This is a genomic window from Mesorhizobium sp. M1C.F.Ca.ET.210.01.1.1, assembly GCF_004791585.1.
GTDB lineage: Bacteria > Pseudomonadota > Alphaproteobacteria > Rhizobiales > Rhizobiaceae > Mesorhizobium.
Genome location: NZ_SRUU01000009.1, coordinates 90,130 through 114,651, shown reverse-complemented (window position 1 = coordinate 114,651; position 24,522 = coordinate 90,130). Strand labels below are relative to the sequence as shown.

At 64.0% G+C, this 24,522-nt stretch carries 27 protein-coding genes; 12 read left to right on the top strand and 15 right to left on the bottom strand.

Going from position 1 to position 24,522, the window contains the following annotated elements; all coding sequences use genetic code 11:
* Positions 1-23 precede the first annotated feature (23 nt).
* The 4 genes from recA (at position 24) to EN853_RS12645 (ending at position 5,947) form a co-directional block, all read left to right on the top strand.
* Entirely contained in the window at positions 24-1,121 is a 1,098-nt protein-coding gene (recA, locus tag EN853_RS12660; RefSeq protein WP_059185132.1) for a recombinase RecA, read from the top strand.
* 376 nt (positions 1,122-1,497) lie between these two features.
* Entirely contained in the window at positions 1,498-4,167 is a 2,670-nt protein-coding gene (gene alaS / locus EN853_RS12655) for an alanine--tRNA ligase (RefSeq protein ID WP_127860100.1), read from the top strand.
* A gap of 8 nt (positions 4,168-4,175) precedes the next feature.
* The gene (locus EN853_RS12650; protein ID WP_127860101.1) at positions 4,176-5,471 is read left to right on the top strand and encodes an SDR family oxidoreductase; all 1,296 of its coding nucleotides are present in this window, start codon (positions 4,176-4,178) and stop codon (positions 5,469-5,471) included.
* Positions 5,468-5,947 carry a DUF2269 domain-containing protein gene (locus EN853_RS12645; RefSeq protein WP_127860102.1) on the top strand — a complete coding sequence of 160 codons (480 nt, stop codon included), beginning with the start codon at positions 5,468-5,470 and terminating at the stop codon, positions 5,945-5,947. Before EN853_RS12650 ends, EN853_RS12645 begins: the two co-directional genes overlap by 4 nt.
* A gap of 112 nt (positions 5,948-6,059) precedes the next feature.
* On the opposite strand, the gene EN853_RS12640 is transcribed toward EN853_RS12645, so the two are convergent.
* Genes EN853_RS12640 through EN853_RS12630 form a run of 3 tightly spaced genes read right to left on the bottom strand, consistent with a single transcriptional unit; the run spans position 6,060 to position 8,640 of the window.
* Complete coding sequence (locus EN853_RS12640; protein WP_127860103.1) at positions 6,060-6,686, bottom strand: glutathione S-transferase family protein; 627 nt, start codon at positions 6,684-6,686, stop codon at positions 6,060-6,062.
* Positions 6,683-7,426, bottom strand: a complete 744-nt coding sequence (locus tag EN853_RS12635; protein WP_127860104.1) for a hypothetical protein — start codon at positions 7,424-7,426, stop codon at positions 6,683-6,685. The genes EN853_RS12640 and EN853_RS12635 overlap by 4 nt, the downstream gene beginning before the upstream one ends.
* Before the next feature lie 2 nt (positions 7,427-7,428).
* Positions 7,429-8,640, bottom strand: a complete 1,212-nt coding sequence (locus EN853_RS12630; protein WP_127860105.1) for an NADP-dependent isocitrate dehydrogenase — start codon at positions 8,638-8,640, stop codon at positions 7,429-7,431.
* Between the two features lie 208 nt (positions 8,641-8,848).
* On the opposite strand from EN853_RS12630, the gene EN853_RS12625 reads away from it, so the two are divergent.
* The 4 genes from EN853_RS12625 to EN853_RS12610 all read left to right on the top strand — a co-directional run bounded on the left by EN853_RS12625 (position 8,849) and on the right by EN853_RS12610 (position 11,525).
* Entirely contained in the window at positions 8,849-9,688 is an 840-nt protein-coding gene (locus tag EN853_RS12625) for an RNA methyltransferase (RefSeq protein ID WP_127860106.1), read from the top strand.
* Positions 9,689-9,768: 80 nt separating this feature from the next.
* The gene (locus tag EN853_RS12620) at positions 9,769-10,371 is read left to right on the top strand and encodes a hypothetical protein (RefSeq protein WP_127860107.1); all 603 of its coding nucleotides are present in this window, start codon (positions 9,769-9,771) and stop codon (positions 10,369-10,371) included.
* Positions 10,372-10,482: 111 nt separating this feature from the next.
* Positions 10,483-11,283: a glutamate racemase gene (murI, locus tag EN853_RS12615; protein WP_127860108.1), complete on the top strand. Its 801-nt coding sequence runs from the start codon at positions 10,483-10,485 to the stop codon at positions 11,281-11,283.
* Positions 11,284-11,342: 59 nt separating this feature from the next.
* Positions 11,343-11,525, top strand: a complete 183-nt coding sequence (locus tag EN853_RS12610; RefSeq protein ID WP_127860109.1) for a DUF3008 family protein — start codon at positions 11,343-11,345, stop codon at positions 11,523-11,525.
* 82 nt (positions 11,526-11,607) lie between these two features.
* Here EN853_RS12610 and EN853_RS12605 read toward each other — a convergent pair whose 3' ends face one another.
* Complete coding sequence (locus tag EN853_RS12605) at positions 11,608-11,811, bottom strand: hypothetical protein (RefSeq protein ID WP_127860110.1); 204 nt, start codon at positions 11,809-11,811, stop codon at positions 11,608-11,610.
* A gap of 410 nt (positions 11,812-12,221) precedes the next feature.
* On the opposite strand from EN853_RS12605, the gene rpsD reads away from it, so the two are divergent.
* The 3 genes from rpsD (at position 12,222) to EN853_RS12590 (ending at position 14,677) form a co-directional block, all read left to right on the top strand.
* Positions 12,222-12,839 (top strand): 30S ribosomal protein S4, encoded by a 618-nt coding sequence (rpsD, locus tag EN853_RS12600; RefSeq protein WP_127860111.1) that lies wholly within the window; start codon positions 12,222-12,224, stop codon positions 12,837-12,839.
* Positions 12,840-12,948: 109 nt separating this feature from the next.
* Positions 12,949-13,860, top strand: a complete 912-nt coding sequence (gene ttcA, locus EN853_RS12595; RefSeq protein ID WP_127860112.1) for a tRNA 2-thiocytidine(32) synthetase TtcA — start codon at positions 12,949-12,951, stop codon at positions 13,858-13,860.
* Positions 13,850-14,677 (top strand): inositol monophosphatase family protein, encoded by an 828-nt coding sequence (locus EN853_RS12590; RefSeq protein WP_127860113.1) that lies wholly within the window; start codon positions 13,850-13,852, stop codon positions 14,675-14,677. Before ttcA ends, EN853_RS12590 begins: the two co-directional genes overlap by 11 nt.
* A gap of 15 nt (positions 14,678-14,692) precedes the next feature.
* On the opposite strand, the gene EN853_RS12585 is transcribed toward EN853_RS12590, so the two are convergent.
* From EN853_RS12585 to EN853_RS12560, 6 genes are all read right to left on the bottom strand, one after another.
* Entirely contained in the window at positions 14,693-15,937 is a 1,245-nt protein-coding gene (locus tag EN853_RS12585; RefSeq protein ID WP_127860114.1) for a multidrug effflux MFS transporter, read from the bottom strand.
* Positions 15,938-16,086: 149 nt separating this feature from the next.
* Complete coding sequence (gene grxD / locus EN853_RS12580) at positions 16,087-16,422, bottom strand: Grx4 family monothiol glutaredoxin (RefSeq protein ID WP_066995148.1); 336 nt, start codon at positions 16,420-16,422, stop codon at positions 16,087-16,089.
* A 151-nt stretch (positions 16,423-16,573) separates the two neighbouring features.
* Positions 16,574-16,807, bottom strand: a complete 234-nt coding sequence (locus EN853_RS12575) for a BolA family transcriptional regulator (RefSeq protein ID WP_127860115.1) — start codon at positions 16,805-16,807, stop codon at positions 16,574-16,576.
* A 118-nt stretch (positions 16,808-16,925) separates the two neighbouring features.
* Positions 16,926-17,450, bottom strand: coding sequence for a hypothetical protein (locus EN853_RS12570; RefSeq protein ID WP_127860116.1), 525 nt, complete (start codon positions 17,448-17,450; stop codon positions 16,926-16,928).
* Positions 17,447-19,678: a phosphoribosylformylglycinamidine synthase subunit PurL gene (purL, locus tag EN853_RS12565; protein ID WP_127860117.1), complete on the bottom strand. Its 2,232-nt coding sequence runs from the start codon at positions 19,676-19,678 to the stop codon at positions 17,447-17,449. The genes EN853_RS12570 and purL overlap by 4 nt, the downstream gene beginning before the upstream one ends.
* 144 nt (positions 19,679-19,822) lie before the next feature.
* Positions 19,823-21,232, bottom strand: a complete 1,410-nt coding sequence (locus EN853_RS12560) for a PLP-dependent aminotransferase family protein (RefSeq protein ID WP_127860118.1) — start codon at positions 21,230-21,232, stop codon at positions 19,823-19,825.
* 94 nt (positions 21,233-21,326) lie between these two features.
* On the opposite strand from EN853_RS12560, the gene EN853_RS12555 reads away from it, so the two are divergent.
* Positions 21,327-21,569 (top strand): DUF1127 domain-containing protein, encoded by a 243-nt coding sequence (locus EN853_RS12555; RefSeq protein WP_127860119.1) that lies wholly within the window; start codon positions 21,327-21,329, stop codon positions 21,567-21,569.
* A 30-nt stretch (positions 21,570-21,599) separates the two neighbouring features.
* Here EN853_RS12555 and EN853_RS12550 read toward each other — a convergent pair whose 3' ends face one another.
* The 5 genes from EN853_RS12550 to purC form a co-directional block, all read right to left on the bottom strand.
* Entirely contained in the window at positions 21,600-22,229 is a 630-nt protein-coding gene (locus EN853_RS12550) for a Pr6Pr family membrane protein (protein WP_127860120.1), read from the bottom strand.
* A gap of 7 nt (positions 22,230-22,236) precedes the next feature.
* Positions 22,237-22,644, bottom strand: coding sequence for a hypothetical protein (locus tag EN853_RS12545; RefSeq protein WP_127860121.1), 408 nt, complete (start codon positions 22,642-22,644; stop codon positions 22,237-22,239).
* 41 nt (positions 22,645-22,685) lie between these two features.
* Positions 22,686-23,354 (bottom strand): phosphoribosylformylglycinamidine synthase subunit PurQ, encoded by a 669-nt coding sequence (gene purQ / locus EN853_RS12540; RefSeq protein ID WP_127860122.1) that lies wholly within the window; start codon positions 23,352-23,354, stop codon positions 22,686-22,688.
* 2 nt (positions 23,355-23,356) lie between these two features.
* Positions 23,357-23,596, bottom strand: coding sequence for a phosphoribosylformylglycinamidine synthase subunit PurS (gene purS / locus EN853_RS12535; RefSeq protein WP_127860123.1), 240 nt, complete (start codon positions 23,594-23,596; stop codon positions 23,357-23,359).
* 65 nt (positions 23,597-23,661) lie between these two features.
* Positions 23,662-24,456, bottom strand: a complete 795-nt coding sequence (purC, locus tag EN853_RS12530) for a phosphoribosylaminoimidazolesuccinocarboxamide synthase (RefSeq protein WP_059185109.1) — start codon at positions 24,454-24,456, stop codon at positions 23,662-23,664.
* Positions 24,457-24,522: the final 66 nt, after the last annotated feature.

Sequence of the window (24,522 nt, the reverse complement as noted above, 5' to 3'; positions counted from 1 at the left end):
TGACGACCAAGGGGTGATGTATCATGGCTCAGAATTCTTTGCGGCTTGTAGAGGATAAGGCAGTGGACAAATCAAAGGCTCTGGATGCGGCGCTGTCGCAAATCGAGCGCGCGTTCGGCAAGGGCTCGATCATGCGGCTTGGCGCCAACGAGCAGGTGGTCGAGATCGAAACCGTGCCGACGGGATCGCTGGGCCTCGATATCGCGCTCGGCGTCGGCGGCCTGCCGCGCGGCCGCATCATCGAAATCTACGGGCCGGAAAGCTCGGGCAAGACGACGCTGGCGCTGCACACGGTTGCGGAAGCGCAGAAGAAGGGCGGCATCTGCGCCTTCGTCGATGCCGAGCACGCGCTCGATCCGGTCTATGCCCGCAAGCTCGGTGTCGACCTGGAAAACCTTCTGATCTCGCAGCCCGATACCGGCGAGCAGGCGCTGGAGATCTGCGACACGCTGGTGCGCTCCGGCGCCATCGATGTGCTGGTGGTCGATTCGGTGGCGGCGCTGACGCCGCGCGCCGAGATCGAGGGCGAAATGGGCGATGCGCTTCCCGGACTGCAGGCCCGGCTGATGAGCCAGGCGCTGCGCAAGCTGACCGCCTCGATCTCGCGCTCCAACACCATGGTCATCTTCATCAACCAGATCCGCATGAAGATCGGCGTCATGTTCGGCTCGCCGGAGACGACCACCGGCGGCAATGCGCTGAAGTTCTACGCCTCGGTGCGTCTCGACATCCGCCGCATCGGCTCGGTCAAGGACCGCGACGAGGTGGTCGGCAACCAGACCCGCGTCAAGGTGGTGAAGAACAAGCTGGCCCCGCCCTTCAAGGTGGTCGAGTTCGACATCATGTATGGCGAGGGCGTGTCGAAGACCGGCGAGCTCGTCGATCTCGGGGTCAAGGCCGGCGTGGTCGAAAAGTCGGGCGCCTGGTTCTCCTACAATTCGCAGCGTCTCGGCCAGGGCCGAGAAAACGCCAAGCTGTTCCTGCGCGACAATCCCGACACGGCGCGCGAGATCGAACTGGCGCTACGCCAGAATGCCGGGCTGATCGCGGAAAAGTTCCTCGAGAATGGCGGCTCCGAAGGCGGCGACGACGGTTTTGAGGACGAAGCCGGCGCGATGTGAGGCCAGGCAATTCCAGGAAAACTGCGCGTCGGTTTTCCGTCCGGAATAGCGTAGAGCAAGCTGGATCGGCCGGAGTTTGGCCATAATCCCGTTATATCTACATATGCTTATGTAATCGAGTTCTGGTATTGCGTCCCGAACCGCCGGCCTTCGTGCCGGCGGTTTGCGTTTGCGGACAGCGTGAACGCGGCGGACTGATCTTGCCGATTTGATGCATGTCGTTTGCCCAAACCGCTGCGCGCTTTTGGACGGCGTGGCTCGATCCGTGTTTCTGGACAGGGTCAAGGGCTACGGCTAAAAGGCCAATCTATCTTCTGGAACACGAAAGTCATTTGCCGCCGGCCAAGCCGGCGGTTCTCGCGAAAAGGCAGTACTCATGAGTGGCGTGAACGACATCCGGTCGACATTCCTCGACTACTTCCGCAAGGAGGGCCACGAGATCGTCGCCTCCAGCCCGCTGGTGCCGCGCAACGACCCGACGCTGATGTTCACCAACGCCGGCATGGTGCAGTTCAAGAACGTTTTCACCGGCCTGGAGAAGCGCCCCTATTCGCGCGCCTCGACGGCGCAGAAGAGCGTGCGCGCCGGCGGCAAGCACAACGACCTCGACAATGTCGGCTATACCGCGCGCCATCTCACCTTCTTCGAGATGCTCGGCAATTTCTCGTTCGGCGACTATTTCAAGGAACGCGCGATCGAGCTTGCGTGGAACCTGATTACCAAGGATTTCGGCCTGCCGAAGGACAAGCTCCTGGTCACGGTCTACCACACCGATGACGAGGCGGCCGGCTACTGGAAGAAGATCGCCGGCTTCTCCGACGATCGCATCATCCGCATTCCGACCTCGGACAATTTCTGGGCGATGGGCGACACCGGACCCTGCGGCCCGTGCTCGGAAATCTTCATCGACCGTGGCGAGCACATCTGGGGCGGCCCGCCCGGCAGCCCAGAGGAGGATGGCGATCGCTTCCTCGAATTCTGGAACCTGGTGTTCATGCAGTATGAGCAGGTGACGAAGGACGAGCGTATCGACCTGCCGCGTCCGTCGATCGACACCGGCATGGGCCTGGAGCGTATGGCGTCCATCCTGCAAGGGGTGGAGAGCGTCTTCGAGACGGATCTGTTCAAGCATCTGATCGATGCCGCGTCCTCGGCGCTCGGCCAGGGTCCCAATCAGGAGAACGTCGCGTCCTACCGCGTGATCGCGGACCACCTGCGTTCATGTTCCTTCCTGGTGGCTGACGGTGTGCTGCCGTCGAATGAAGGTCGCGGCTATGTGCTGCGCCGCATCATGCGCCGCGGCATGCGTCATGCGCAGCTTTTGGGCGCGAAAGAGCCGCTGATGTGGCAGCTGGTGCCGGCGCTGGTGCGCGAGATGGGCCAGGCCTATCCGGAGCTGGTGCGTGGGGAAGCGCTGATCACCGAGACGCTGAAGCTTGAGGAGACGCGTTTCCGCAAGACGCTGGTGCGCGGCCTCGGCCTGCTTTCGGAGGCGACGGAACAGCTCCACGCGGGCGATATGCTGGATGGCGAGACGGCCTTCAAGCTCTACGACACCTATGGCTTCCCGCTCGATCTGACGCAGGACGCGCTGCGCCAGCGCAGCATCTCGGTCGATATCGCCGGCTTCACCGATGCGATGGAGCGGCAGAAGGCGGAGGCGCGGGCGCATTGGGCGGGCTCCGGCGAGGCCGCGACCGAGACGGTCTGGTTCCCGGTACGCGAGAAGGCGGGCGCGACCGATTTCCTCGGCTACGAGACGGAGGAGGCGGAAGGCCTGATCCAGGCGCTGGTCAAGGACGGCAAGACCGTCGACAGCGCAAGCCAGGGCGACGCGGTGGCCGTGGTCGTCAACCAGACGCCGTTCTATGGCGAATCGGGCGGCCAGATGGGCGACACCGGCGTCATTTCCGGCGACGGCTTCTCGGTTGAGGTATCCGACACCCAGAAGAAGGCTGACGGGCTGTTCGTGCATATGGGCAAGGTGACGAACGGCACCGTCAAGACGGGTGCTGCCGTCGAGCTGAAGGTCGACCATGCGCGCCGCTCCAAGCTGCGCGCCAACCATTCCGCGACGCACCTTATCCATGAGGCGCTGCGCGAGGTGCTGGGCACCCATGTCGCGCAGAAGGGCTCGCTCGTCGCGCCGGAGCGGCTGCGCCTCGACGTCTCGCACAACAAGCCGATCTCGGCGGAAGAACTCGAGGATGTCGAGCGCATGGCGAACGAGATCGTCGTGCAGAACAGCCCGGTGACGACGCGACTGATGTCGGTCGACGATGCCATCGCCGAAGGCGCGATGGCGCTGTTCGGCGAGAAATACGGCGATGAAGTGCGCGTCGTGTCGATGGGCACGGGTCTGCATGGCGCCAAGGCCAACCGTCCCTACTCGGTCGAGCTCTGCGGCGGCACGCATGTCAGGTCGACCGGCGATATCGGCCTGGTGCGCATCCTGTCGGACAGCGCGGTGGCCGCCGGGGTGCGCCGTATCGAGGCGCTGACCGGCGAGGCGGCGCGCAGGCACCTCGACGAGCAGGACAAGCGGCTGAAGGCCGCGGCGGCGACTTTGAAGATCTCGCCGGCCGACGTGCCGGCGCGCGTCGAGACGCTGCTCGAGGAGCGCAAGAAGCTCGAGAAGGATCTTGCCGAGGCACGCAAGAAACTGGCGCTCGGTGGCGGCACGGCCGTTGCCGATGCTCCTGCCGCCAATGAGACGGTGGCCGGCGTCGGCTTCCTCGGCAAGGCGGTCAGCGGCGTCGCGCCGAAGGACCTGAAGCCGCTTGCCGATGCCGGCAAGAAGACGCTCGGTTCCGGCGTGGTCGTCTTCGTCGGCGCCGGCGAGGACAACAAGGCAAGCGTCGTGGTCGGCGTCACCGAAGACCTCACCGGCCGCTTCAGCGCCATCGATCTGGTGCGCGTCGCCTCTGCCGCGCTCGGCGGGCAGGGTGGCGGCGGGCGCCCCGACATGGCGCAAGCCGGCGGCCCTGACGCTTCCAAAGCCGACGACGCGATCGCAGCGGTGAGGGCGGCCCTCGAAGCCGCCTGAGCATGCGGATGAAGGTCCTCGTCCTTGGTGGCTATGGACTGATCGGAGAAGCCGTCCTCGGACGCTTGATCTCGGACGGTCACGACCTTGTCGGGGTCGGTCGTGACGTCCACGATGCGCGGCGGCGCAAACCGGGCGTACAATGGATCGCGGTGGATATGTCGCGACTGCTCGCAGCGGCAGACTGGATGCCCCTGCTTGCCGGCGTGGAGGCGGTTGTGAATGCCGCCGGCGCTTTGCAGGATGGCCCGCGCGATCATCTGGACGCCATCCACCGGCTGTCGGTCGCCGCTCTCGTCACCGCTTGCGAACAGGCCGGTGTGCGCCGACTTGTGCAGATCTCCGCAATCGGCGCCGATCTCGCTTCCGATAACGCGTTCTTTCGAACCAAGGCCGAAGGCGACCGCGCGGTCGCGTCATCCTCGCTAGAATGGACCATCCTGCGGCCCGGCCTGGTCATCGCGCCGGCTGCTTATGGCGGAACAGCCCTGTTGCGCGCTCTGGCCGCGTTTCCATGGTTCGTGCCCGCCGTCCTTGCGGACCGGCCGATCCAGACGGTGTCCGTCGCGGATGTCGCCGAGGCGGTGTCGCGCGCCGTCGAGGAAGATCTGGCGCGCGGGCAGATCATCGATCTCGTCGAGGAACGGGCCAGACCGCTTGGCGCCGTCCTGCTTGAATTTCGAGCCTGGCTCGGCCTGCCCAAGGCGCGGGTCGTGACGGTGCCCGCAATTGTCGGCCGGCTCGCCGCCACGGCCGCCGATGGGCTCGGCCTTCTCGGGTGGCGGTCCCCCTTGCGCAGTGCCGCCCTTGCCGCGCTGGAGAAGGGCGTTACCGGCAACTCGACACCCTGGGCCGAAATCACTGATCGCCCACCGCAAGCACTGGAAACAACGCTGGCAGCCATGCCGGCGCATGTTCAGGAGCGGTGGTTCGCGCGCCTGTGGCTGCTGAAGCCGGTGGTGTTTGCCGTCTTGTCTTGGTTCTGGCTGTTTTCGGGCGTTGTCGGGCTTGTCCGGCAGGATGCGGCCGCCGACATTCTCATCTCGCGCGGCCTGCCGGGCACGCTGGCGTTCGGGATGGTTCTTGCCGGAAGTATCGCGGACATCGTCGTTGGCGCCGCGGTTGTCGTGCGACCCCTCGCACGATCGGCGCTGATTGCGATGATAGCCATCACCTTGCTCTATCTTGCCGCCGCGACCGCACTTGCCCCCGATCTGTGGCTCGATCCCCTCGGGGCCATCGTCAAGGCCGTGCCCATGCTTTGCCTCGTCCTGGCGGCTCTTGCGATCTTGGAAGAGCGATGAGCCTGTGGGCCGATATATTGCGGTGGTTGCACGTGATCGGCGCCACGGTGCTGTTCGGCACCGGTGCCGGCATAGCGTTCTTCATGCTGATGGCGCAGCGAACAGGCCGGCCCGACGTCGTCGCTCATGTCGCCGGCACGGTTGTCATCGCCGACGCCATCTTCACGGCGACGGCCGTAGTAGCCCAGCCGATCACCGGAGCATTGCTGGCGCGCGAGATGGGGTGGCCACTCTCGCAGGGCTGGATCGTGCTTTCGTTGCTGCTCTATGCGGTTGCCGGCGCCTTCTGGCTACCGGTAGTCTGGATCCAGATGCGCATACGTGATCTGGCGCGAAAGGCGGTCCGTGAACAGGCTCCGCTGCCGGGCGAGGAAAAGCGCCTCTTTCGCATCTGGTTCGCCTGCGGTTTCCCGGCCTTTGGTGCGGTGCTCGCCATTCTCTGGCTGATGGCGACCCGGCCAGAGTTAGGCTTCTAAGGCGCGTCGCAATCTTTCAGATTCGCTCCATACGCCTTACGCCTTTCCCACATTCGGGGGACATACTTAGACAGCCCCAGCGGCCTTGCCCGCTGGCCGACAGCCGGCCGTTTCAGCCGGCTTTCTCCGTTCTGGCGAAGCTCGGGCGCGCAGCGACGCGCGCATACCAGTCCTGGATGCCTGCAAACCGTGCCAGCGTGTCACGCCCTTCGGCGACCTTGACGAAATAGGCGATGACCGGCGCCGCGTGCAGGTCGGCCAGCGTCAGATGGTTGCCGAGCAGCCAGGGGCCTTTTGCCTTCAGCGACGTCAGCACCTTTAGCACAGTCTCCGCCCGGCTTAGGCCGCCGGCGATCAGCGCCTCGTCGGGCGCTTCTTTCTCCAGGCGCTCCACGGCAACGTCCCAGACCATGGCACGATAGCCATAGGCGTCGAGCATGCCGGCAATCTGGCCCATCCTTGCACGACCGCGCGGATCGGCGGGCTGCAGGGCCGGACCGGCAAAAGCCTCGTCGATGTAGCGTGCGATGGCGCTCGTCTCGAAGAGACGGAAACCGTCATGCTCTAAGGCCGGGATGCGGCCGAACGGGTGGTGTTCGAGATACCAGGCCGGAATGCCGTCGGCCGCGAAGATGTCGACCGGGACGAGCTCGTAATCGACGCCCTTCTCCTCCAGTGCCATCCGCGCGATGCGCACGTAGACGCTATAGTCGGCGCCGTAGAGGGTCGGCTTCTTCATGCTGCTCTTTCGCTATGCCGGAGCCAGACACACAGACCCCCAACGGGTTCGAAGCCGGCCACGCGCGCCGCATGCAGCGCGTCGCCATGCTCATATCCGACGAGTGGCAGATCGTCGGCGTAGATTGCGGCGACGCGAGTGGCGTCCTGATAAGCAGTAGCCGCGCCAACTCCATTTGCAAAGACGTTGGACGGCCCGACTGCCCCTGGCGAACGATTCACGATGCAGCCGGCGTCAAAACCGCCGGCGGATGCACACCCAAAAAATGCAATGTCAGGATTATCGAGGATCGCCGGTGGAAAGACGCGCCGGTCGCGTGGATTGTCTTCGGCCCAGGCATCTTCCCAGGCACGTAGCGCATCGGGATCACGGATGCGCTCCCAGCCAAAAGGCATGCGGCTATGAGCGCCAGCGGCTGCACGGCTCGGATTGGCCCAAGTCCAGCTTGCCCTGAAAAGCAGCTTGAAGCCGAGGCTGGCCAGATCGAGCCGGCAAAATCCATCCTTGACTGCAAACGGGCCGTCAAGCGCCGAACTCAGCTGCTTGACGGCTTGGTGCTGGGCCTCGATCGCATCGGGATCAAGCGTCGTCACATTGGAGTAATAGGGTGGAGCGGGCGACTCGCTCCACCACAAGAGCGGGTTTCGCTGCCGATTCAGTCCGTGCGCTCGAAACACCGCCCCGTGAAGATCGGCATTGCTTGCCGCGCAGACGCGGGCCTTGTCGGCCGCGGCCAGCATCACTACCCCATCGCCCTCTGAAGATTCTCGTCAATCTTGTCGAGGAAGCCGGTGGTTGACAGCCAGGGCTGGTCGGGGCCGATCAGCAGCGACAGATCCTTGGTCATGAAGCCGGACTCGACCGTCTGGATGCAGACCTTCTCCAGCGTCTCGGCGAAGCGCTTCAGCTCGGCATTGTCGTCGAGCTTGGCGCGGTGGGCGAGACCGCGCGTCCAGGCGAAGATCGAGGCGATCGAGTTGGTCGAGGTTTCCTCGCCCTTTTGGTGCTGGCGGTAGTGGCGCGTGACGGTGCCGTGCGCGGCTTCCGCTTCCACCGTCTTGCCGTCCGGCGTCATCAGCACCGAGGTCATCAGGCCAAGCGAGCCGAAACCCTGCGCCACCGTGTCGGACTGCACGTCGCCGTCATAGTTCTTGCAGGCCCAGACATAGCCGCCCGACCACTTCAGGCTGGAGGCCACCATGTCGTCGATCAGGCGGTGCTCATACCAGAGCTTCTTCGCCTTGAACTCGGCCTCGAACTCCTTCTCGTAGACTTCCTGGAAGATGTCCTTGAAGCGGCCGTCATAGGCCTTGAGGATGGTATTCTTGGTCGACAGATAGACCGGATAGTTCCGCAGCAGGCCGTAGTTCAGCGAGGCGCGGGCGAATTCGCGGATCGATTCATCCAGATTGTACATGGCCATGGCGACGCCGGAGGAGGGCGCGTCGAACACATCGTGCTCGATCACCTGGCCGTCCTCGCCGACGAACTTGATCGTCAACTTGCCCTTGCCGGGGAAGCGAAAATCGGTTGCACGGTACTGGTCGCCAAAGGCGTGACGGCCGACGATGATCGGCTTGGTCCAGCCCGGCACCAGGCGCGGCACGTTCTTCATTATGATCGGCTCGCGGAAGATGGTGCCGCCGAGGATGTTGCGGATTGTGCCGTTGGGCGACTTCCACATCTTCTTGAGCTTGAATTCCTCGACGCGCGCCTCGTCGGGCGTGATCGTCGCGCATTTCACACCGACGCCGTACTTCTTGATGGCGTTGGCCGAGTCGATCGTCACCTGGTCGTTGGTGGCGTCGCGGTTCTCGATGCCGAGGTCGAAATAATCCAGCTTGATGTCGAGATAGGGGTGGATCAGCTTGTCCTTGATGAACTGCCAGATGATGCGGGTCATCTCGTCGCCGTCGAGCTCGACGACCGGGTTCGCCACCTTGATCTTCGCCATGGAAAGAATGCCTCGTTGCTGGGGGATCTGAACGGCCTTGCCCGCATGGCTTTCGGCCGGGGTTGCGGAGCGTATATCAAAGCCTTTTTGAGCGCGCAAACCGCGATAAGCGCATCACGGACAGGTGCCGTGCCTGTGAATGCTTCATTTTCCGGGCCGGATGTGGCAGGGGACGCCGAAACGCCGCAAACCCTGATTACCGAGAACCATGCCAACCGCGAACGAACCCGCTAACACCGCCGGACCGGCGATCATCCTCGTCGAGCCGCAGCTCGGCGAGAATATCGGCATGGTCGCGCGCGCCATGGCGAATTTCGGCCTTTCCGAGCTGCGCCTGGTCAATCCACGCGACGGCTGGCCAAGCGAGAAGGCGCGCGCGGCCGCCAGCCGCGCCGACCATGTCATCGATGCAACGAAGGTGTTCGACGATCTGGCTTCGGCGGTCGCCGACCTCAACTTCGTCTTCGCCACCACGGCACGCGAGCGCGACGGCTTCAAGCCGGTGCGCGGTCCGGTGGAAGCGGGCAGGGCGCTCCGCGCCTATGATCAGGCCGGATTGCGCACCGGGATTCTCTTCGGCCGCGAGCGCTTCGGCCTCTACAATGACGAGGTCGGCCTCGCCGACGAGATCGTCACCTTTCCCGTCGATCCAAGCTTCTCCTCGCTCAACATCGCGCAGGCGGTGCTTTTGATGTCTTATGAATGGATGAAGTCCGGCCTCGCCGAGGAGACCGCGACCAATTTCTCCGGACCGGAGCTGGTTCCTGCGACCAAGGAGCAACTGCACAGCCTGTTCGCCTATCTTGAAGGCGCTCTCGAGGCGCGCGGCTATTTCCGCCCTGAGGAGAAGAAACCGAAGATGGTCGACAATCTGCGCGCCGTGTTGACGCGGGCGGGCTTCGCCGAACCGGAGTTGAAGGTGCTGCGCGGCATTATTTCATCGCTCGACAGGTTTTCGCCGGCGATGCCGCGCGGCGACGGCTCGCCGGGAGACGATCCGAGGCGGCTGCCGGCTGCGCGGGGGCGAGCAGCGGACAAAGAAAGTTAAAATCTGTAAGCTCCGATCCTTCAAAGTAACCGAATGTTATGCGGTTTTGATCCATCGTTATTGAAACGGTGGAGCAGCAAATGTTTACGTCCAATATTGGCCGTCTGCGTTTCTTCTTCTATTCGCTTGGCCTGTTCATAGCGGAGGCGGTGGCGATCGTGCTCTGCATCGCCGTGACGATCGGCTTCGCGGGATTGATCAATTCGATGCCGGGACCATCGCGGCAGGGGCTGGCCGGCGCCGCGCTTGTTGTATCGCTCATCTTCGTCGCCCTGCGCGGTAACATCGCCTGGCGCCGCAGCCGCGACGCCAGCGGTTCGCGCTGGATCTTGTGGTCCTATATCGTCTTTTCCGGCATCTATGCCTTCCTGCAGGCGGGCACGCTTCTGGTCATCGATTTCGGCAATCCCGAGAGCGCGCCTGGCGGCCTCAATCTGCTCGGCCTTGCTATATTCGGCCTCTGGTGCACGATCCTGTGGGCGAAGCCTGTCGCAGGCAGCAATATCAACGAGTTGACCGACATTTTCGACTTTGAAGGCGCGGTGTCGGCACCGGCGCCAACGCGCGCTGACCGGACGGCCGCAGTCGCACCGGCTCCCCGCAGCACAGCGCCGGCCGCGCGCCCGGCGCCGCAGCCGTTTGGCCGGCCGCGGCCTGCCGGTTTCGGTAAGCGCGGGCTCTGAGCTGACTTGCGCAAAAGCTGCTGGCATTTGCCACTTCAACACCATGATCGTTCAGGATAGAAGCGCCGGTGGCCAAATCACGGGCCAGCTTCTTCCTGTGGTCGGATGACAATGAACGATCGATCAAGCCAGCGCCCGATCCTGATGTTCGATTCCGGTGTCGGAGGACTGACGGTGCTGCGCGAGGCGCGTGTCCTGTTGCCCGATCGGCGCTTCGTCTATGTCGCCGACGACGCGGCCTTCCCCTATGGCGCATGGGAGGAACCGGCGCTCAAGGACCATATACTGGCTCTATTCGGCAAGTTGCTCGACCGCCTCCAGCCGGCGATTTCGGTGATCGCCTGCAACACCGCCTCGACCCTGGTGATCGATGCGCTGCGTGAAAAATTCCCCGGCCATCCCTTCGTCGGCACCGTGCCGGCAATCAAGCCCGCCGCGGAGCGCACGCGGTCCGGTCTGGTGTCGGTGCTGGCGACGCCTGGAACGGTCAAGCGCCAGTACACACGCGACCTGATCAGCAAATGGGCGCAGAAGTGCCATGTCCGGCTGGTCGGCAGCGACCGGCTGGCAGGTCTGGCCGAGATCTACATGCGCGAGGGCTTCGTCGACGAGGAGGCCGTGCGCGCAGAGATCGCCCCCTGCTTCATCGAGCGCGACGGGCAGCGCACCGACATCGTCGTGCTTGCCTGCACGCATTATCCGTTTCTTGCCAACCGCATGCGCAAGACGGCGCCTTGGCCCGTCGACTGGATCGATCCGGCGGAAGCGATTGCGCGCCGCGCGATGTCGCTGCTCGAACCGATCAGCGAGCCGTCCGGCGAAAGCGAGCCAGACATCGCCGTCTTCACCTCCGGCAAGGCGGATTTCGCCACAAGACGGCTTATCCAGGGGTTTGGATTGACCGCAGGCTAGCGCCGGAACTGCGGCCCATCGCGCGGCGTTTCTCCTTAGAGCAAAGGAGGACCCAAACCATGCCTGCCACATCACAAGCTCAGCAGAAGGCCGCCGGCGCTGCGCTGGCAGCCAAACGTGGCGAGATCAAGAAGAGCGAGCTCAAGGGCGCCTCGCGCGAAATGTATGAATCGATGAGCGAGGCGCAACTCGAGGAATTCGCCGAGACCAAGCGCAAGGGCCTGCCCGCGAAGAAGTCATGAGTGCGCCAGGTCGGGCCGGCACCGGATACAAAAAGCCCGCGGGTTGAGCGCGGGCTTCGCCTTTTTGGCTCAAGCTGCCGACTTACCGGCGCCACCAGCAGTGCCGCACCTTGTAACGGATGACGTGCCGGTGGCCGTGCCGCCAGACGACTCTTTTCTTCACCACGACGCGGCAGACCTGTGTATGGCCCTGCCAGTGCCTCGCCATGGCAGGTTCCGGCGCCATGACCGCCATCGATCCTGCCAACACCGCAGCTCCGGCTAAAGTAAGGAAGAACTTCTTCATGGGATTTCGGACTCCTCAGCTCCAGTCCCTTCATCAGATGTCAGGGCAAGCTTACGTCCAGAATGGTTGCACCCCGCCCTGATGCCGGCGGCGTCCGCCGTATCGGCACCGCATGCAACGCAGGATGGTATCGGGTCGCCCGTTCTGTCGCCAGTCACAAGCTTGACACCGGTTAAATCTCTGTTTAACAGACCCACCAACACCGGGTGGCGACGCCCGGTGGTTTCTTTTGCATGGGCAAGACCTCGCCGAGCTATTGGCGGTCTTGTTCGAATTGACGTGTCCCGTGGGTTTTCCGTCGCGTTGCGTGGAAAACCCTGTCAGGTCTCGAAAACGGAGGCCAGAGGAGGGCGCGTTTCCTTCACCCGGAGCCATGGGGCTGCGGGTATATTGTTTTGAAAGGGAATGCGATGAGCAAGCGCGAATCCGCGAAATACAAGATCGACCGCCGTCTCGGCGAAAACATCTGGGGCCGCCCGAAGTCCCCGGTCAACAAGCGTGAATACGGCCCCGGCCAGCACGGCCAGCGCCGCAAGGGCAAGCTTTCCGACTTCGGCCTGCAGCTGCGCGCCAAGCAGAAGCTGAAGGGCCATTACGGCGACGTTTCGGAAAAGCAGTTCCGCAAGGTCTATGAAGAGGCCAACCGCCGCAAGGGCGACACTTCCGAGAATTTGATCGGCCTGCTCGAGTCGCGTCTCGACGCGATCGTCTACCGCGCCAAGTTCGTGCCGACCATTTTTGCCGCCCGCCAGTTCGTCAACCACGGCCATGTCAACGTCAACGGCAAGCGCACCAACATCGGTTCGTACCGCTGCAAGCCGGGCGACGTCATCGAGGTGCGCGAGAAGTCGAAGCAGCTCGTCATCGTGCTGGAATCGGTCGGTCTGGCCGAGCGCGACGTGCCGGACTACATCGAGGCCGACCACAACAAGATGACCGCGACCTACAGCCGCGTCCCCGGTCTGTCGGACGTGCCGTTCGCCGTCCAGATGGAGCCGAACCTGGTCGTCGAATTCTATTCGCGCTGATCGAAGCCGATCAGCGACACCAGTCAGGGCCGCCTCTCGAGGCGGCCTTTTCTTTGCTGCCTATGTCCGCTAATCCGGACGGCATCAAAGACTGCGGGGCGCGAGCGCCATGAATATGCTGCCAGATACCAAATCGCTTGACGTCAAATCGCTCGAGCCGATCGACGACGGGGAAGAGGGCGGGTTTCATCCGCTGTTTCGCGATGTGCCGTCCTCGGTCGAGTTCAACAAGCTGCGCAAGCGGCTCTTGAGACTCACTCGCCAGGCGATCGAGGATTTCGCCATGGTCAAGCCCGGCGAGCGCTGGCTGGTGGCGCTCTCCGGCGGCAAGGATTCCTACGGCCTGCTTGCCCTGCTGCTCGACCTCAAATGGCGCGGGCTGCTGCCGGTCGAGCTGCTCGCCTGCAACCTCGATCAGGGCCAGCCGAATTTTCCAAAGCACATCCTGCCTGACTATCTCAGCGCCAACGGCATTGCGCACCGCATAGAGTACCAGGACACCTATTCGGTGGTTACCGACAAGCTGCCCGAGGGCAGCACCTATTGTTCGCTGTGCTCGCGGCTGAGGCGCGGTCATCTTTACCGCATCGCGCGCGAGGAGGGGTGCTCGGCGCTGGTGCTCGGCCACCACCGCGAAGACATTCTCGAGACTTTCTTCATGAACCTCTTCCATGGCGGGCGTCTCGCGGCCATGCCGCCCAAGCTTCTCAATGACGAGGGCGACGTCATGGTGCTGCGCCCGCTCGCCTATTGCGCGGAGGCCGACCTCGAGAAATTCGCTGGCGCCATGAAGTTCCCGATCATCCCCTGCGACCTCTGCGGCAGCCAGGAAGGGCTGCAGCGCAACGCCATGAAGGCGATGCTCGACGACATCGAGAAACGCATGCCCGGCCGCAAGGACACGATGATCCGCGCCATGACCAATGTGCGCCCGTCGCACCTGCTTGACCGGAAACTGTTCGATTTCGCCGCGCTCGGTGCGCGCTTCACCACAGGGCAAGACATTTCTGATGACATTTGACGACCGTGCGATCGACTGGCTCGCAGACCTTCTCGCCGATGCAGCTAGGGCCGAAATCATGCCGCGCTTCCGCCGGCTGGGCGATGGTGATGTGCGCCAGAAGACCTCGGCCGCGGATCTGGTGACCGAAGCGGACGTCAATGCAGAAAGGCTGATCACCGGCAGGCTGCGCGAGCGTTACCCTTCGGCGATGATCGTCGGCGAGGAGGCCTGCTCCGACAATCCGGCCTTGCTTGCGGGACTGGGCGACGCCGAACTCGCCTTCGTCATCGATCCCGTCGACGGTACCTTCAATTTCGCCTCCGGCGTTCCGCTCTTCGGCGTCATGCTCGGCGTCATCGTCGAAGGCGAGACTGTTGCCGGCATCATCCACGACCCGGTCGGCAAGGACTGGTTGGTCGGCGCCAAAGGCGCCGGCAGCCATATCCGCCACTCGGATGGCGCGTGGGAGAGGGTGCGGGTCGCCGAGCCGGTACCGATCTCTGAGATGACCGGCGCGGTGTCCTGGCAATATCTGAAGGAGCCGGAACGCTCGCGGCTCGCGCGCAACCAGACCAAGGCGCTGTCGCAGTTCGGCTATCGCTGCGCGGCGCACGAATACCGGCTGCTGGCCAGCGGCCATGCGCATTTCGTCGTCTACAACAAGCTGATGCCGTGGGATCACCTCGCGGGCGTGCTGATCCATCAGGAAGCCGGCGGCCACGCCGCGCGCATCGACGGCGATCCCTATTTGCCGTCGCATGTCGACGGCGGCCTGCTCGTCGCGCCAGACAAGACGAGCTGGGACGAATTGCGTCGCGAGCTTTGGGCGGACTGACCGGAGCGAGGACGCCTACACCGGCGGGTTGTGCGGCTGGAACAGCCTGCCGCGCTCGGCGATCAGGATCATCAGCAAGGCCGCGACCGAGACGCTGCAGAAGCCGGCGGCCAGCGGCGTGACCGTGCCGTTATAGGCCTGGCCGATCAGCGTGCCGAGGAGGCCGCCGAGAAAAGTCTGCATGAAGCCGAGGATGGAGGACGCCGTGCCGGCAAGCTCGCCAAGCGGCTCCATCGCCAGCGCGTTGAAGTTCGCGCCCAGGCAGCCGAATGGCACCATCGCGCCGGCGAAAAAGGCGACGAACAGCCACAGCGGCATCTGAATCTCCAGCGAAACGACGAGCCAGATCATGCTGATGCCGAGGAACAGGAGCAGCGCGCTTTGCGACAGGCGGCGCATGCCGATCTTGCCGACGAGCCGCGCGTTGAGGAAGTTCGAGAAGGCGAGCACGCCGGCGACGCCGGCGAAGATCAAGGGGAACAGCTCGCCGACATGGAAGACTTCGAGATAGATCTGCTGCGCCGAATTGATGAAGCCGAACATGGCGCCGAAGATGAAAGTGCTGGCAAAGGCGTAGCAAAGCGCGATGCGGTTGGTGAGCACGATGCGAAAGCCGCCGACGACCGCGTTGACCGTCAGCGGACGGCGATATTCCGGATGCAGCGTCTCCGGCAGGCGAAGCAGCGACCATGTCGAGACGATCAGTGCGCCGACGGCCATGGTGACGAAGATCCAGTGCCAGGTGGCGAAGAGCATGATGAACTGACCGATGCCCGGGGCGACGACAGGGATCGCCATGAACACCATGAATATCAGCGACATCACCTCGGCCATGCGACGGCCTTCGAACGTGTCGCGCACGATCGAAACCGCGATGACGCGCGTCGCCGCGGCGCCGATGCCTTGCACGACACGGCAGGCAAGCAGAATGCCAAAACTGGGCGCGACGGCAGCAGCGGCAACCGCCGCGACATAGATGATCAGGCCGACGACCAGCGGCGCGCGGCGGCCGAAACGATCGGAGATTGGCCCGAAGAAAAGCTGTCCGGTGCCGAAGCCAAGTATATAGGCCGTGATCACGTACTGGCGGTGGTTTTCATTCTCGACGCCGAGCGAGGCGCCGATCTGCTGCAATGCCGGCAGCATGATATCGATGGCCAGAGAGTTGAGCGCCATCAGCGCCGCGCAGAGCGCGATGAATTCCCAGCGCGGAATGGGCAAGCTGCTTGCCGATTGCTGCGCCACTACCTGCTTGTCCACGGCAAAATCCGATCTTGCAAACGAACATGCGCCGGTAAGCCGGCGCATCGGTTCGTCCCGTTCCCGTGCCAGGGAAACTATGGTGCCGAGGTGGGGCAGCCCCGGATTTCACAGCGCAGCCGGCTGCGCCGGCCGGCGCGGGGTTCAAATCAGGCGGCGCCTTTGACGCTGACGCCCTTCTCGACCAGGAAATCCTGCAGCTCGCCGGCCTGGAACATCTCGCGCACGATGTCGCAACCACCGACGAACTCGCCCTTGACGTAGAGCTGCGGAATGGTCGGCCAGTTGGAATAGTCCTTGATGCCCTGGCGCAGTTCGGCGGAGGTCAGCACGTTCACGCCTTTGTAGTCGACCCCGACATAGTCGAGGATCTGGACCACCTGGCCGGAAAAGCCGCATTGCGGGAAGCCGGGCGTGCCCTTCATGAAGAGCACGACGTCGTTGCTCTTCACTTCGCTGTCGATGTAGTCGTTGATGCCACTCATGGACGATCCTTTCACGCCTGTGGGAGCCAGGCTCGAAGCATGTCCATCAAATAGACCCATAGGTTGGCTGAAACAAGACGTTAGCCGCGGCGCCATTGGAATGGCGCAAAGGATGACGCGTTCTTGGGCCAAGCCTGAACGGCAGCGATGTTCAATCCGGAACGCTGGTCTGCAGGGCCAGCGCGTGCAGCACGCCACCCATATTGCCCTTCAGCGCATCATAGACCATCTGGTGCTGCTGGACGCGGCTTTTGCCGCGGAAGCTTTCGGCCACCACTTCGGCCGCGTAGTGGTCGCCGTCGCCGGCGAGGTCGCGAATCGTCACCTTGGCGTCCGGAATGCCTTCCTTGATCAGCCGTTCGATCTCGTGCGCGTCCATTGCCATGACATTAATCCTGTTTTCGGGCGGGGAGCGGTGCAGCCCGTGCGATGAAGAGTCGGGATCAGCGTAGAGCCTTTCCGGTCCGGATTGAAGCGGTTCCGTCTACAGCGCGAGAGGGAACTCAGGGAGCGTTTCGCTTCGGAAGGGTCGCATCGTCCGCGGGTGCATCCTCGCGGGTCGAGAAGGCGCGGCCGAGGCTGAAGGTCAGGACATAGAGCGGGACGTTGATCACCAGGCCGAGGAGGGGAAGATAGCTGGCCCACTGCCAGAGCGGCGAGACGAACGTCTGGCCATAGCCGTCGCACATGAGCGAGGAGCCATACGCCCACAGCAGCCCCATGACGACGGTGACGGCGAAGAGCTTGACGCAGGTGACGACATGCCTTGCTCGCGCGGGCTCTGGCGAAAGGCGGTCCCAAAGCACCAAGCAAACGATCGGGACCGCATAGATAAGGCTCTGGACCGCCAGCATCGGAAGCGTGCCGTTGGCCGTCGCGAGGAACTCGGCCCGCGTTTCGAGCCGCGGACAGACCTCATCCGACGTCGTCGACAGCAGCAGAAAGACGAACGGGCCGAGAAACCAGAAAAAGAACAGCGACGGCCAGAAGACGACTGCAAGCAGCGCCCGGACCGCCAATCTGGTCAAATGGCCTGGTCCATGAAGCGCGGGAACCAGCCTTCATGGGCAGCTTTCAGCTCACTGACCGGTATGGCCCTCGTCTCGCCGAGTTTCAGCGCGTTGCCGCCGGTGGTGCCGATCCACGGGGCGAAGATGCCGAGCTTGCCCTGCTCCTCGCGGATCCTGTCCCACTCGCCGCTTTGCGGGTCGATCGACAGCGTCAGCAGGTAGCGGCCCTGGTCCTCGCCGAACCAGACCGGAATCGGGTCGGTGCCGGTGAGGCCGGGGATGGTGGCGCCGATGCCGGACGCCATCGCCATTTCGGCCAGCGCCACGGCAAGGCCGCCGTCCGAGACGTCGTGCGCGGCAGTGACGATGCCCGAGGCGATCAGCGAACGCACATGGTCGCCGACACGCTTTTCATGGTCGAGGTCGACGGGCGGGGGCGGGCCATCGGCGCGGCCGTGGATGTCGCGCATATAGACGGACTGGCCGAGATGGCTGCCCCAGCTCGGCGGCGCGCCGACCAGCACGATCATCTGGCCCTCGGCGGCAAAGCCGATGCGGGCCATTTTCGACCAGTCGGCGATCAGTCCGACGCCGCCGATGGTCGGCGTCGGCAGGATGCCGCGGCCGTTGGTTTCGTTATAAAGCGAGACATTGCCGGAGACGATCGGGAAGCCGAGCGCGCGGCAGGCATCGCCGATGCCTTTTATGGCACCGACAAACTGGCCCATGATTTCGGGTCGCTCCGGATTGCCGAAATTGAGATTGTCGGTGGCCGCAAGCGGCAAGGCGCCGGTGGCAGTCAGGTTGCGCCAGCATTCGGCCACGGCCTGCTTGCCGCCCTCATAAGGATCGGCCTCGCAATAGCGCGGCGTGACGTCGGAGGAGAAGGCGAGCGCTTTGGTCGGATGGCCCTCGACGCGCACCACGCCGGCATCGCCGCCCGGAAGCTGCAGCGAATTGCCCTGGATCAGCGTGTCGTACTGTTCCCACACCCAGCGGCGCGAGGAGAGGTCCGGCCCGCCGAGCATTTTCAGCAGCGCATCCGCGACATCGGCCTTGGGCGCATCGCTCACGGCCAGCGGCTCCGGCTTCTTCGCTTCGACCCAAGGACGGTGATACTCGGGCGCCTGATCACCCAGTTCCTTGATCGGCAAATTGGCGACCTCGTCGCCCTGGTGCAGCACGCGGAAGCGCAGGTCGTCGGTCGTCTTGCCGACGATGGCGAAATCGAGGCCCCATTTGCGGAAGATCGCCTCGGCTTCCTGCTCTTTCTCGGGGCGCAGCACCATCAGCATGCGCTCCTGGCTTTCCGACAGCATCATCTCATAGGCGCTCATGCGCTCCTCGCGCACCGGCACCTTGTCGAGGTCGAGCTCGATGCCGAGATCGCCCTTGGCGCCCATCTCGACCGCCGAGCAGGTGAGGCCGGCGGCACCCATGTCCTGGATGGCGATGACGGCCCCCGAGGCCATCAATTCGAGGCAGGCCTCCAGCAGGCATTTTTCGGTGAAGGGGTCGCCAACCTGCACGGTCGGCCGCTTCTCCTCGATCTTGTCGTCGAACTCGGCCGAGGCCATGGTGGCGCCGCCGACGCCGTCGCGCCCGGTCTTGGCACCGAGATAGACGACCGGCAGGCCGACACCTTTCGCCTGCGACAGGAAGATGGCGTTGGTCTTGGCGAGGCCGGCCGCGAAGGCATTGACCAGGATGTTGCCGTTGTAGCGGGCGTCGAAATTCACCTCGCCGCCAACCGTCGGCACGCCGAAGGAGTTGCCGTAGCCGCCGACACCGGAAATGACGCCGGCGACCAGATGCCGGGTCTTGGGATGGTCGGGCGCGCCGAAACGCAGCGCGTTCATCGCCGCAACCGGCCGCGCACCCATGGTGAAGACGTCGCGCAGAATGCCGCCGACGCCGGTCGCGGCACCCTGGTAGGGTTCGATGTAGGAGGGATGGTTGTGGCTCTCCATCTTGAAAACGACGCAATCGCCGTCGCCGATGTCGACCACGCCGGCATTCTCGCCTGGTCCCTGGATGACCTGCGGGCCGCTGGTGGGCAGCGTGCGCAGCCATTTCTTGGAAGACTTGTAGGAGCAGTGCTCGTTCCACATCGCCGAGAATATGCCGAGCTCGGTAAAGCTCGGCTCGCGCCCGACAAGGTCGAGGATGCGCTGGTATTCGTCGGGCTTCAGCCCATGCGCGGCGACGAGCTCGGGAGTGATCGGCACGGAATTGGAAATGGTCATGAGCGGCGATTTGTGTCCGTGGGAGAGGGGGATTTTCGAGTCTCTCTTATCGCAAGCTTTCGCGCGATACACCCCACCGGATGACGAAAAACGCCTGAAAACCCGCTGCGCCGGCACCCGCTCGGCCGGTAGCGCGCCGGGCGGTCAGGAAAAACTGTCGTAGCCGGCGCGGCCTTCGTCCAGGAGCCGCCGGATGACGGCGACGCCGCCGGCCACCTCCTGGCTTTGGCGGGGCTGCGACACGCCGAAGCGCACACTATGGAAAACCTGCTCGGAACGGCCGGCCTTGAACTCGTCCTCATCGTCGATGAGAACGCCTTGCGCCAGGCAGGCATTCTTGAAGGTGCCGGAGAGCCAGGGATCAGGCAAGGTGAGCCAGACGAAGGGCACATTGTCCCTTGTCCTGAAATCGAATCCGGCCAGTGTCTCGCGCACCACATGGAGACGGGCCTGGATCTCGGCAATGCAGCGCTTGCGGATTTCGCTTGCCTGGCCGGACATCACCAGCCTGGTGCCGACCTCCGCCAGCAGGAAGGGCAAGCCGCCTGTCATCATCTTGTGCGCGATGCGGATGCGGTGGCGGTAGGCGGGCGGACAGGATAGCCAGCCGCCGCGCACGCCGGCCGCGACGGATTTCGACAGACCGCCGGCGACGATCGTGCGCTCCGGGGCGTATTCCGCAAGCAGCGGCGTCGGATCGTCGGTCAACTCGCCGTAGAGATCGTCCTCGATCAGCGCGACATTGTATTCACGCGCGATGCGCGCGATCGCCTGGCGCCGTTCCGCCGAGAGCGTCACCAGCGTCGGGTTCTTCGCCGTCGGCATCACGAACATCATCTTCGGGTGTTTCTGCGCGCAGACGCGCTCGAAATCGACGGGATCGAGACCTTCGTCGTCCGCCGAGACCAGCGCCGTGCGGCGCCCGATCAGCCCGGCGCTGCGCGAGATCTGCGAATAGGTGAGATGCTCGAAGACGATATAGTCGCCAGGCATGGTGAGCGCGGCGATCGCCGCCATCACGGCGGCATGCGTGCCCAGCGTCGGCACGATTGAATCGGGCGAGGGGCGGAAGGAGTTGCGCGCCAGCCAGCGGCTGCCCGCCTCGTACCAGCGTTCGGGAAAATCCCTGGTGTAGCTCGAAATGTCGTGCGGATGTTCCTGCGCCGTGCGCGCCAGCAGGTCCGCAATGACGGCACCCTGGCCGACATCGGGCGCCGCGGTGCTGTCGAAGCGCAGCTTGCCCGTCGGCGCATCGATGGGGCGCGTGCCTAGGACGGCGGGCTCGTGATCCACTTTCGGGGTATCCGCACGCCGCGCAAGCACATAGGTGCCGCGCCCGACCTCGCCGCTGACCAATCCACGCTCGCGCAGCAACTGATAGGCCCGGCCGACGGTGCCGACCGTCGCGCCGATATCGTAGGCGAGATCGCGCTGCGGCGGCAGTTTTGCACCGGCATCGATAACGCCCTTGTCGATATCTGACTCAATGCTGTCAGCAAGGCGCTGATACAGCGGGCCGGAGCCGGAGGAGAGATTGGGGAGCCAATTTGTCATGGTGACAATTTTCTATATTGCGCCGCGCGATGAGTCAATCGATATGACTACGTGCGCACTAGAGGTACAATTCATTAGTTTGGCAGATCGAAAGATGAATACAATTGATACATTCCATCGCGATGGCGCCGAGTTGCATGGCCATTCGTCGGTTCGCCGCAGCTTCGTCGATCGGCTGGCGCTCGTGTTTCGTTCCATCGCAAGGCAGCTCGGGCGGATGCTGGAGCGCCGTCGCGGCCGCCTTGCGCTCCTCGAGATGACCGACGAGCAGCTCAAGGACATCGGCATCTCGCGCTGCGATGCCCATCGCGAAGGCATCAGGCCGTTCTGGGACTAATCGCTGCCGAGCGAGACAGGCCGGTCCGGGCTACTTCCGCAGGCGGCCGACGCCGTGGTCGGCAAGCACGGCGAGCACGCTGAGGCCGAGAAACAATGCGGTGATGGTCAGCGACGCAATGGCGACGCTGGCCGCGCCGTTCTTCGCCACGTCGAGGAACGGGTAGGGTACTTCGCCGGCGAATGGCGCCCGTATCAGCGCATAGGCAAGATAAGCGAGCGGATAGGTCATCCACCAGGAAATGTCGCGCCAGCGGGTGCGGCCGTCGGCGCCCGCGATCAGCCACCACAGCACGAAGATCAGCGGCGCCACATAGTGCAACAGCACGTCGCAGAGGAAGAACAGCCCTTCCGGCGCCCAAAGGCGCGCGAGCACCGTCGCGTACACGATGAAGACCAGCGTTATGGCGGCCGCGACGCCGGCCCGCACGCGCCTTCCGGCAAAGGCCGGGAACCAGGCATAGCCGGTGGGCGAGAGCAGCGAAGCGTGCACCAGCACGGCGGCGACGTTTGTCAGGATGGTGAAGAAGCTGAAATAGAAGACCACCGAACCGAGCAGGCCGCGGCCCGCCGCCATCGACGCCGGGATAGTGATCGCGAACTGCAGGACGAGCCCTATCAGCCCGGCAACCAGTCCCGCGAATTGCAGGAACCGGCCCATGGCCGGCTCACGCGGCGGCTGCGCAGGACGGATTGCCGGCCTGCCAGCGGGCGATGTCGGAGCCGATGCGCGCGCCGAGCGGCTCGGCCATCAGAGGGCCGAACACATCGACCTTGCTGGAATTGCCCTGCGCCTGCACGACCAGCAGCGGCTTGCCGCCATAGTGCTTGGCCGGCACCAGCAGGAAGCGCGGCGTGCCGCTGTAGGAATTGAGCTCATTGGCCATCTGGTAGGACTTGAAGGCCGGGTCCTTGCTGGCGATCCAGCACTTATGCGCGGCAATCGCGACCTGCTCCATGGCAAGCAAAGAGGCGCTCTTGCCTGACGGCGCCGGCGCGGTCTTGGAACCGGACTGGCAGGAAGCCAACACAAGTCCGGCGGCCAGGAGAGCAAGGCGAGCAATCGTCAGTCTCATACGGTCCGCCCCGCGTTCTGAAAGGAAATGTCTGAAAGAGATCAAGCAGCGATGCCGAGGGCGCCTTCGAACAGCGCCCGGCCGTCGCTGCCGCCATGTGCTGCCTCGATCAGGTTCTCGGGATGCGGCATCAGGCCAAGCACATTGCCTTTTTCGTTGACGATGCCGGCGATGTCGTTGATCGAGCCGTTGGGATTGGTGCCCTCGGCATAGCGGAACACTACCTGGCCTTCACCCTCGAGGCGCGCAAGCGTCTCGGTATCGGCGAAATAGTTGCCGTCATGATGCGCCACCGGTGAACGGATGATCTGGCCCGGCTGGTAGCGGCGGGTGAACATGGTGTTGGCGTTGGCGATCTGGAGCTTCACCTGCCGGCAGACGAACTTCAGCGAGGCGTTACGCATCAGCGCGCCGGGCAGCAGCCCCGCCTCGACCAGGATCTGGAAGCCGTTGCAGACGCCGATGACCATGACGCCCTTGGCCGCCTTTTCGGCCACCGCCCGCATCACCGGCATGCGCGCCGCGATCGCGCCGCAGCGCAGATAGTCGCCGAAGGAGAAGCCGCCGGGAATGGCGATCAGGTCGACGTCGGGAATCTCAGTGTCGGTCTGCCAGACGGTCGCCGGCGCCTGTCCGGAAATCTTGGTCAGCGCCGCGATCATGTCGCGGTCGCGGTTGAGGCCAGGCAGGAGGACGACGGCTGATTTCATTGTCAGGCGATCTCCACCGCGTAATTCTCAATCACCGTGTTCGCCAGAAGCCTGTCGCACATGGCCTTTAGGTCGGCTTCGGCCTTGGCCTTGTCGGTACCGTTGAGCTCGATGTCGAAGACCTTGCCCTGGCGAACCTGGCCGACGCCGTCGAAGCCCAGCCCCGACAGCGCATGCTCGATCGCCTTGCCCTGCGGGTCGAGGACGCCGTTCTTGAGGGTGACGGTGATGCGGGCTTTCATCGGTACTCCTGGTTGGTCGGTAGTGCGTAGCGAACCCGCCGTTGCCGCCAGGTCCGCATCGGCAGTCAGTGCTTGGTGCCTTTCGACGGCTCGGAGGAGGCGACGAGCACTGGCCCGGTCGGGCGCGGCGGCTCGTTCTCGTTCATGATGCCGAGGCGGCGGGCAACCTCCTGGTAGGCTTCGACCAGTCCGCCCATGTCGCGGCGGAAACGGTCCTTGTCGAGCTTGTCCTGGGTGGCGACGTCCCACAGGCGGCAGGAATCCGGCGAGATCTCGTCGGCGACGACGATGCGCATCATGTCGCCCTCGAACAGGCGTCCGCACTCGATCTTGAAGTCGACGAGTTGGATGCCGACGCCCAGGAACAGGCCGGACAAGAAGTCGTTGACGCGGATGGCCAGAGCCATGATGTCGTCGATCTCCTGCGGGCTCGCCCAGCCGAAGGCGGTGATGTGCTCTTCCGACACCATCGGATCGTCGAGCGCGTCGGCCTTGTAATAGAATTCGATGATCGAGCGCGGCAGCACCGTGCCTTCCTCGATACCCAGGCGCTTCGCGAGCGAGCCGGCAGCGACGTTGCGCACGACCACTTCGAGCGGGATGATCTCGACTTCCTTGATCAACTGCTCGCGCATGTTGAGCCGGCGGATGAAATGGGTCGGGATGCCCATGCGATTGAGGTGGTTGAAGATGTGCTCGGAAATGCGGTTGTTGAGCACGCCCTTGCCGTCGACCACCTCGTGCTTTTTCTTGTTGAAGGCGGTGGCGTCGTCCTTGAAGAACTGAATCAGCGTTCCAGGCTCGGGTCCTTCATAGAGGATCTTGGCCTTGCCTTCGTAAATGCGGCGGCGATTTTTCATCTGATTTTTTTCTCTGGATTGGCGGGCAGGCGGCAAGCGACCGGTTCCTGTCCGTCTGCCTAAATT

What these genes read in the sequence shown, in the direction of transcription:
- recA (WP_059185132.1), top strand. Translation starts at nt 24, where the DNA reads ATGGCTCAGAATTCTTTGCGGCTTGTAGAGGATAAGGCAGTGGACAAA.
- alaS (WP_127860100.1), top strand. Translation starts at nt 1,498, where the DNA reads ATGAGTGGCGTGAACGACATCCGGTCGACATTCCTCGACTACTTCCGC.
- EN853_RS12650 (WP_127860101.1), top strand. Translation starts at nt 4,176, where the DNA reads ATGAAGGTCCTCGTCCTTGGTGGCTATGGACTGATCGGAGAAGCCGTC.
- EN853_RS12645 (WP_127860102.1), top strand. Translation starts at nt 5,468, where the DNA reads ATGAGCCTGTGGGCCGATATATTGCGGTGGTTGCACGTGATCGGCGCC.
- EN853_RS12640 (WP_127860103.1), bottom strand. Translation starts at nt 6,686, where the DNA reads ATGAAGAAGCCGACCCTCTACGGCGCCGACTATAGCGTCTACGTGCGC.
- EN853_RS12635 (WP_127860104.1), bottom strand. Translation starts at nt 7,426, where the DNA reads ATGCTGGCCGCGGCCGACAAGGCCCGCGTCTGCGCGGCAAGCAATGCC.
- EN853_RS12630 (WP_127860105.1), bottom strand. Translation starts at nt 8,640, where the DNA reads ATGGCGAAGATCAAGGTGGCGAACCCGGTCGTCGAGCTCGACGGCGAC.
- EN853_RS12625 (WP_127860106.1), top strand. Translation starts at nt 8,849, where the DNA reads ATGCCAACCGCGAACGAACCCGCTAACACCGCCGGACCGGCGATCATC.
- EN853_RS12620 (WP_127860107.1), top strand. Translation starts at nt 9,769, where the DNA reads ATGTTTACGTCCAATATTGGCCGTCTGCGTTTCTTCTTCTATTCGCTT.
- murI (WP_127860108.1), top strand. Translation starts at nt 10,483, where the DNA reads ATGAACGATCGATCAAGCCAGCGCCCGATCCTGATGTTCGATTCCGGT.
- EN853_RS12610 (WP_127860109.1), top strand. Translation starts at nt 11,343, where the DNA reads ATGCCTGCCACATCACAAGCTCAGCAGAAGGCCGCCGGCGCTGCGCTG.
- EN853_RS12605 (WP_127860110.1), bottom strand. Translation starts at nt 11,811, where the DNA reads ATGAAGAAGTTCTTCCTTACTTTAGCCGGAGCTGCGGTGTTGGCAGGA.
- rpsD (WP_127860111.1), top strand. Translation starts at nt 12,222, where the DNA reads ATGAGCAAGCGCGAATCCGCGAAATACAAGATCGACCGCCGTCTCGGC.
- ttcA (WP_127860112.1), top strand. Translation starts at nt 12,949, where the DNA reads ATGAATATGCTGCCAGATACCAAATCGCTTGACGTCAAATCGCTCGAG.
- EN853_RS12590 (WP_127860113.1), top strand. Translation starts at nt 13,850, where the DNA reads ATGACATTTGACGACCGTGCGATCGACTGGCTCGCAGACCTTCTCGCC.
- grxD (WP_066995148.1), bottom strand. Translation starts at nt 16,422, where the DNA reads ATGAGTGGCATCAACGACTACATCGACAGCGAAGTGAAGAGCAACGAC.
- EN853_RS12575 (WP_127860115.1), bottom strand. Translation starts at nt 16,807, where the DNA reads ATGGCAATGGACGCGCACGAGATCGAACGGCTGATCAAGGAAGGCATT.
- purL (WP_127860117.1), bottom strand. Translation starts at nt 19,678, where the DNA reads ATGACCATTTCCAATTCCGTGCCGATCACTCCCGAGCTCGTCGCCGCG.
- EN853_RS12560 (WP_127860118.1), bottom strand. Translation starts at nt 21,232, where the DNA reads ATGACAAATTGGCTCCCCAATCTCTCCTCCGGCTCCGGCCCGCTGTAT.
- EN853_RS12555 (WP_127860119.1), top strand. Translation starts at nt 21,327, where the DNA reads ATGAATACAATTGATACATTCCATCGCGATGGCGCCGAGTTGCATGGC.
- EN853_RS12550 (WP_127860120.1), bottom strand. Translation starts at nt 22,229, where the DNA reads ATGGGCCGGTTCCTGCAATTCGCGGGACTGGTTGCCGGGCTGATAGGG.
- EN853_RS12545 (WP_127860121.1), bottom strand. Translation starts at nt 22,644, where the DNA reads ATGAGACTGACGATTGCTCGCCTTGCTCTCCTGGCCGCCGGACTTGTG.
- purQ (WP_127860122.1), bottom strand. Translation starts at nt 23,354, where the DNA reads ATGAAATCAGCCGTCGTCCTCCTGCCTGGCCTCAACCGCGACCGCGAC.
- purS (WP_127860123.1), bottom strand. Translation starts at nt 23,596, where the DNA reads ATGAAAGCCCGCATCACCGTCACCCTCAAGAACGGCGTCCTCGACCCG.
- purC (WP_059185109.1), bottom strand. Translation starts at nt 24,456, where the DNA reads ATGAAAAATCGCCGCCGCATTTACGAAGGCAAGGCCAAGATCCTCTAT.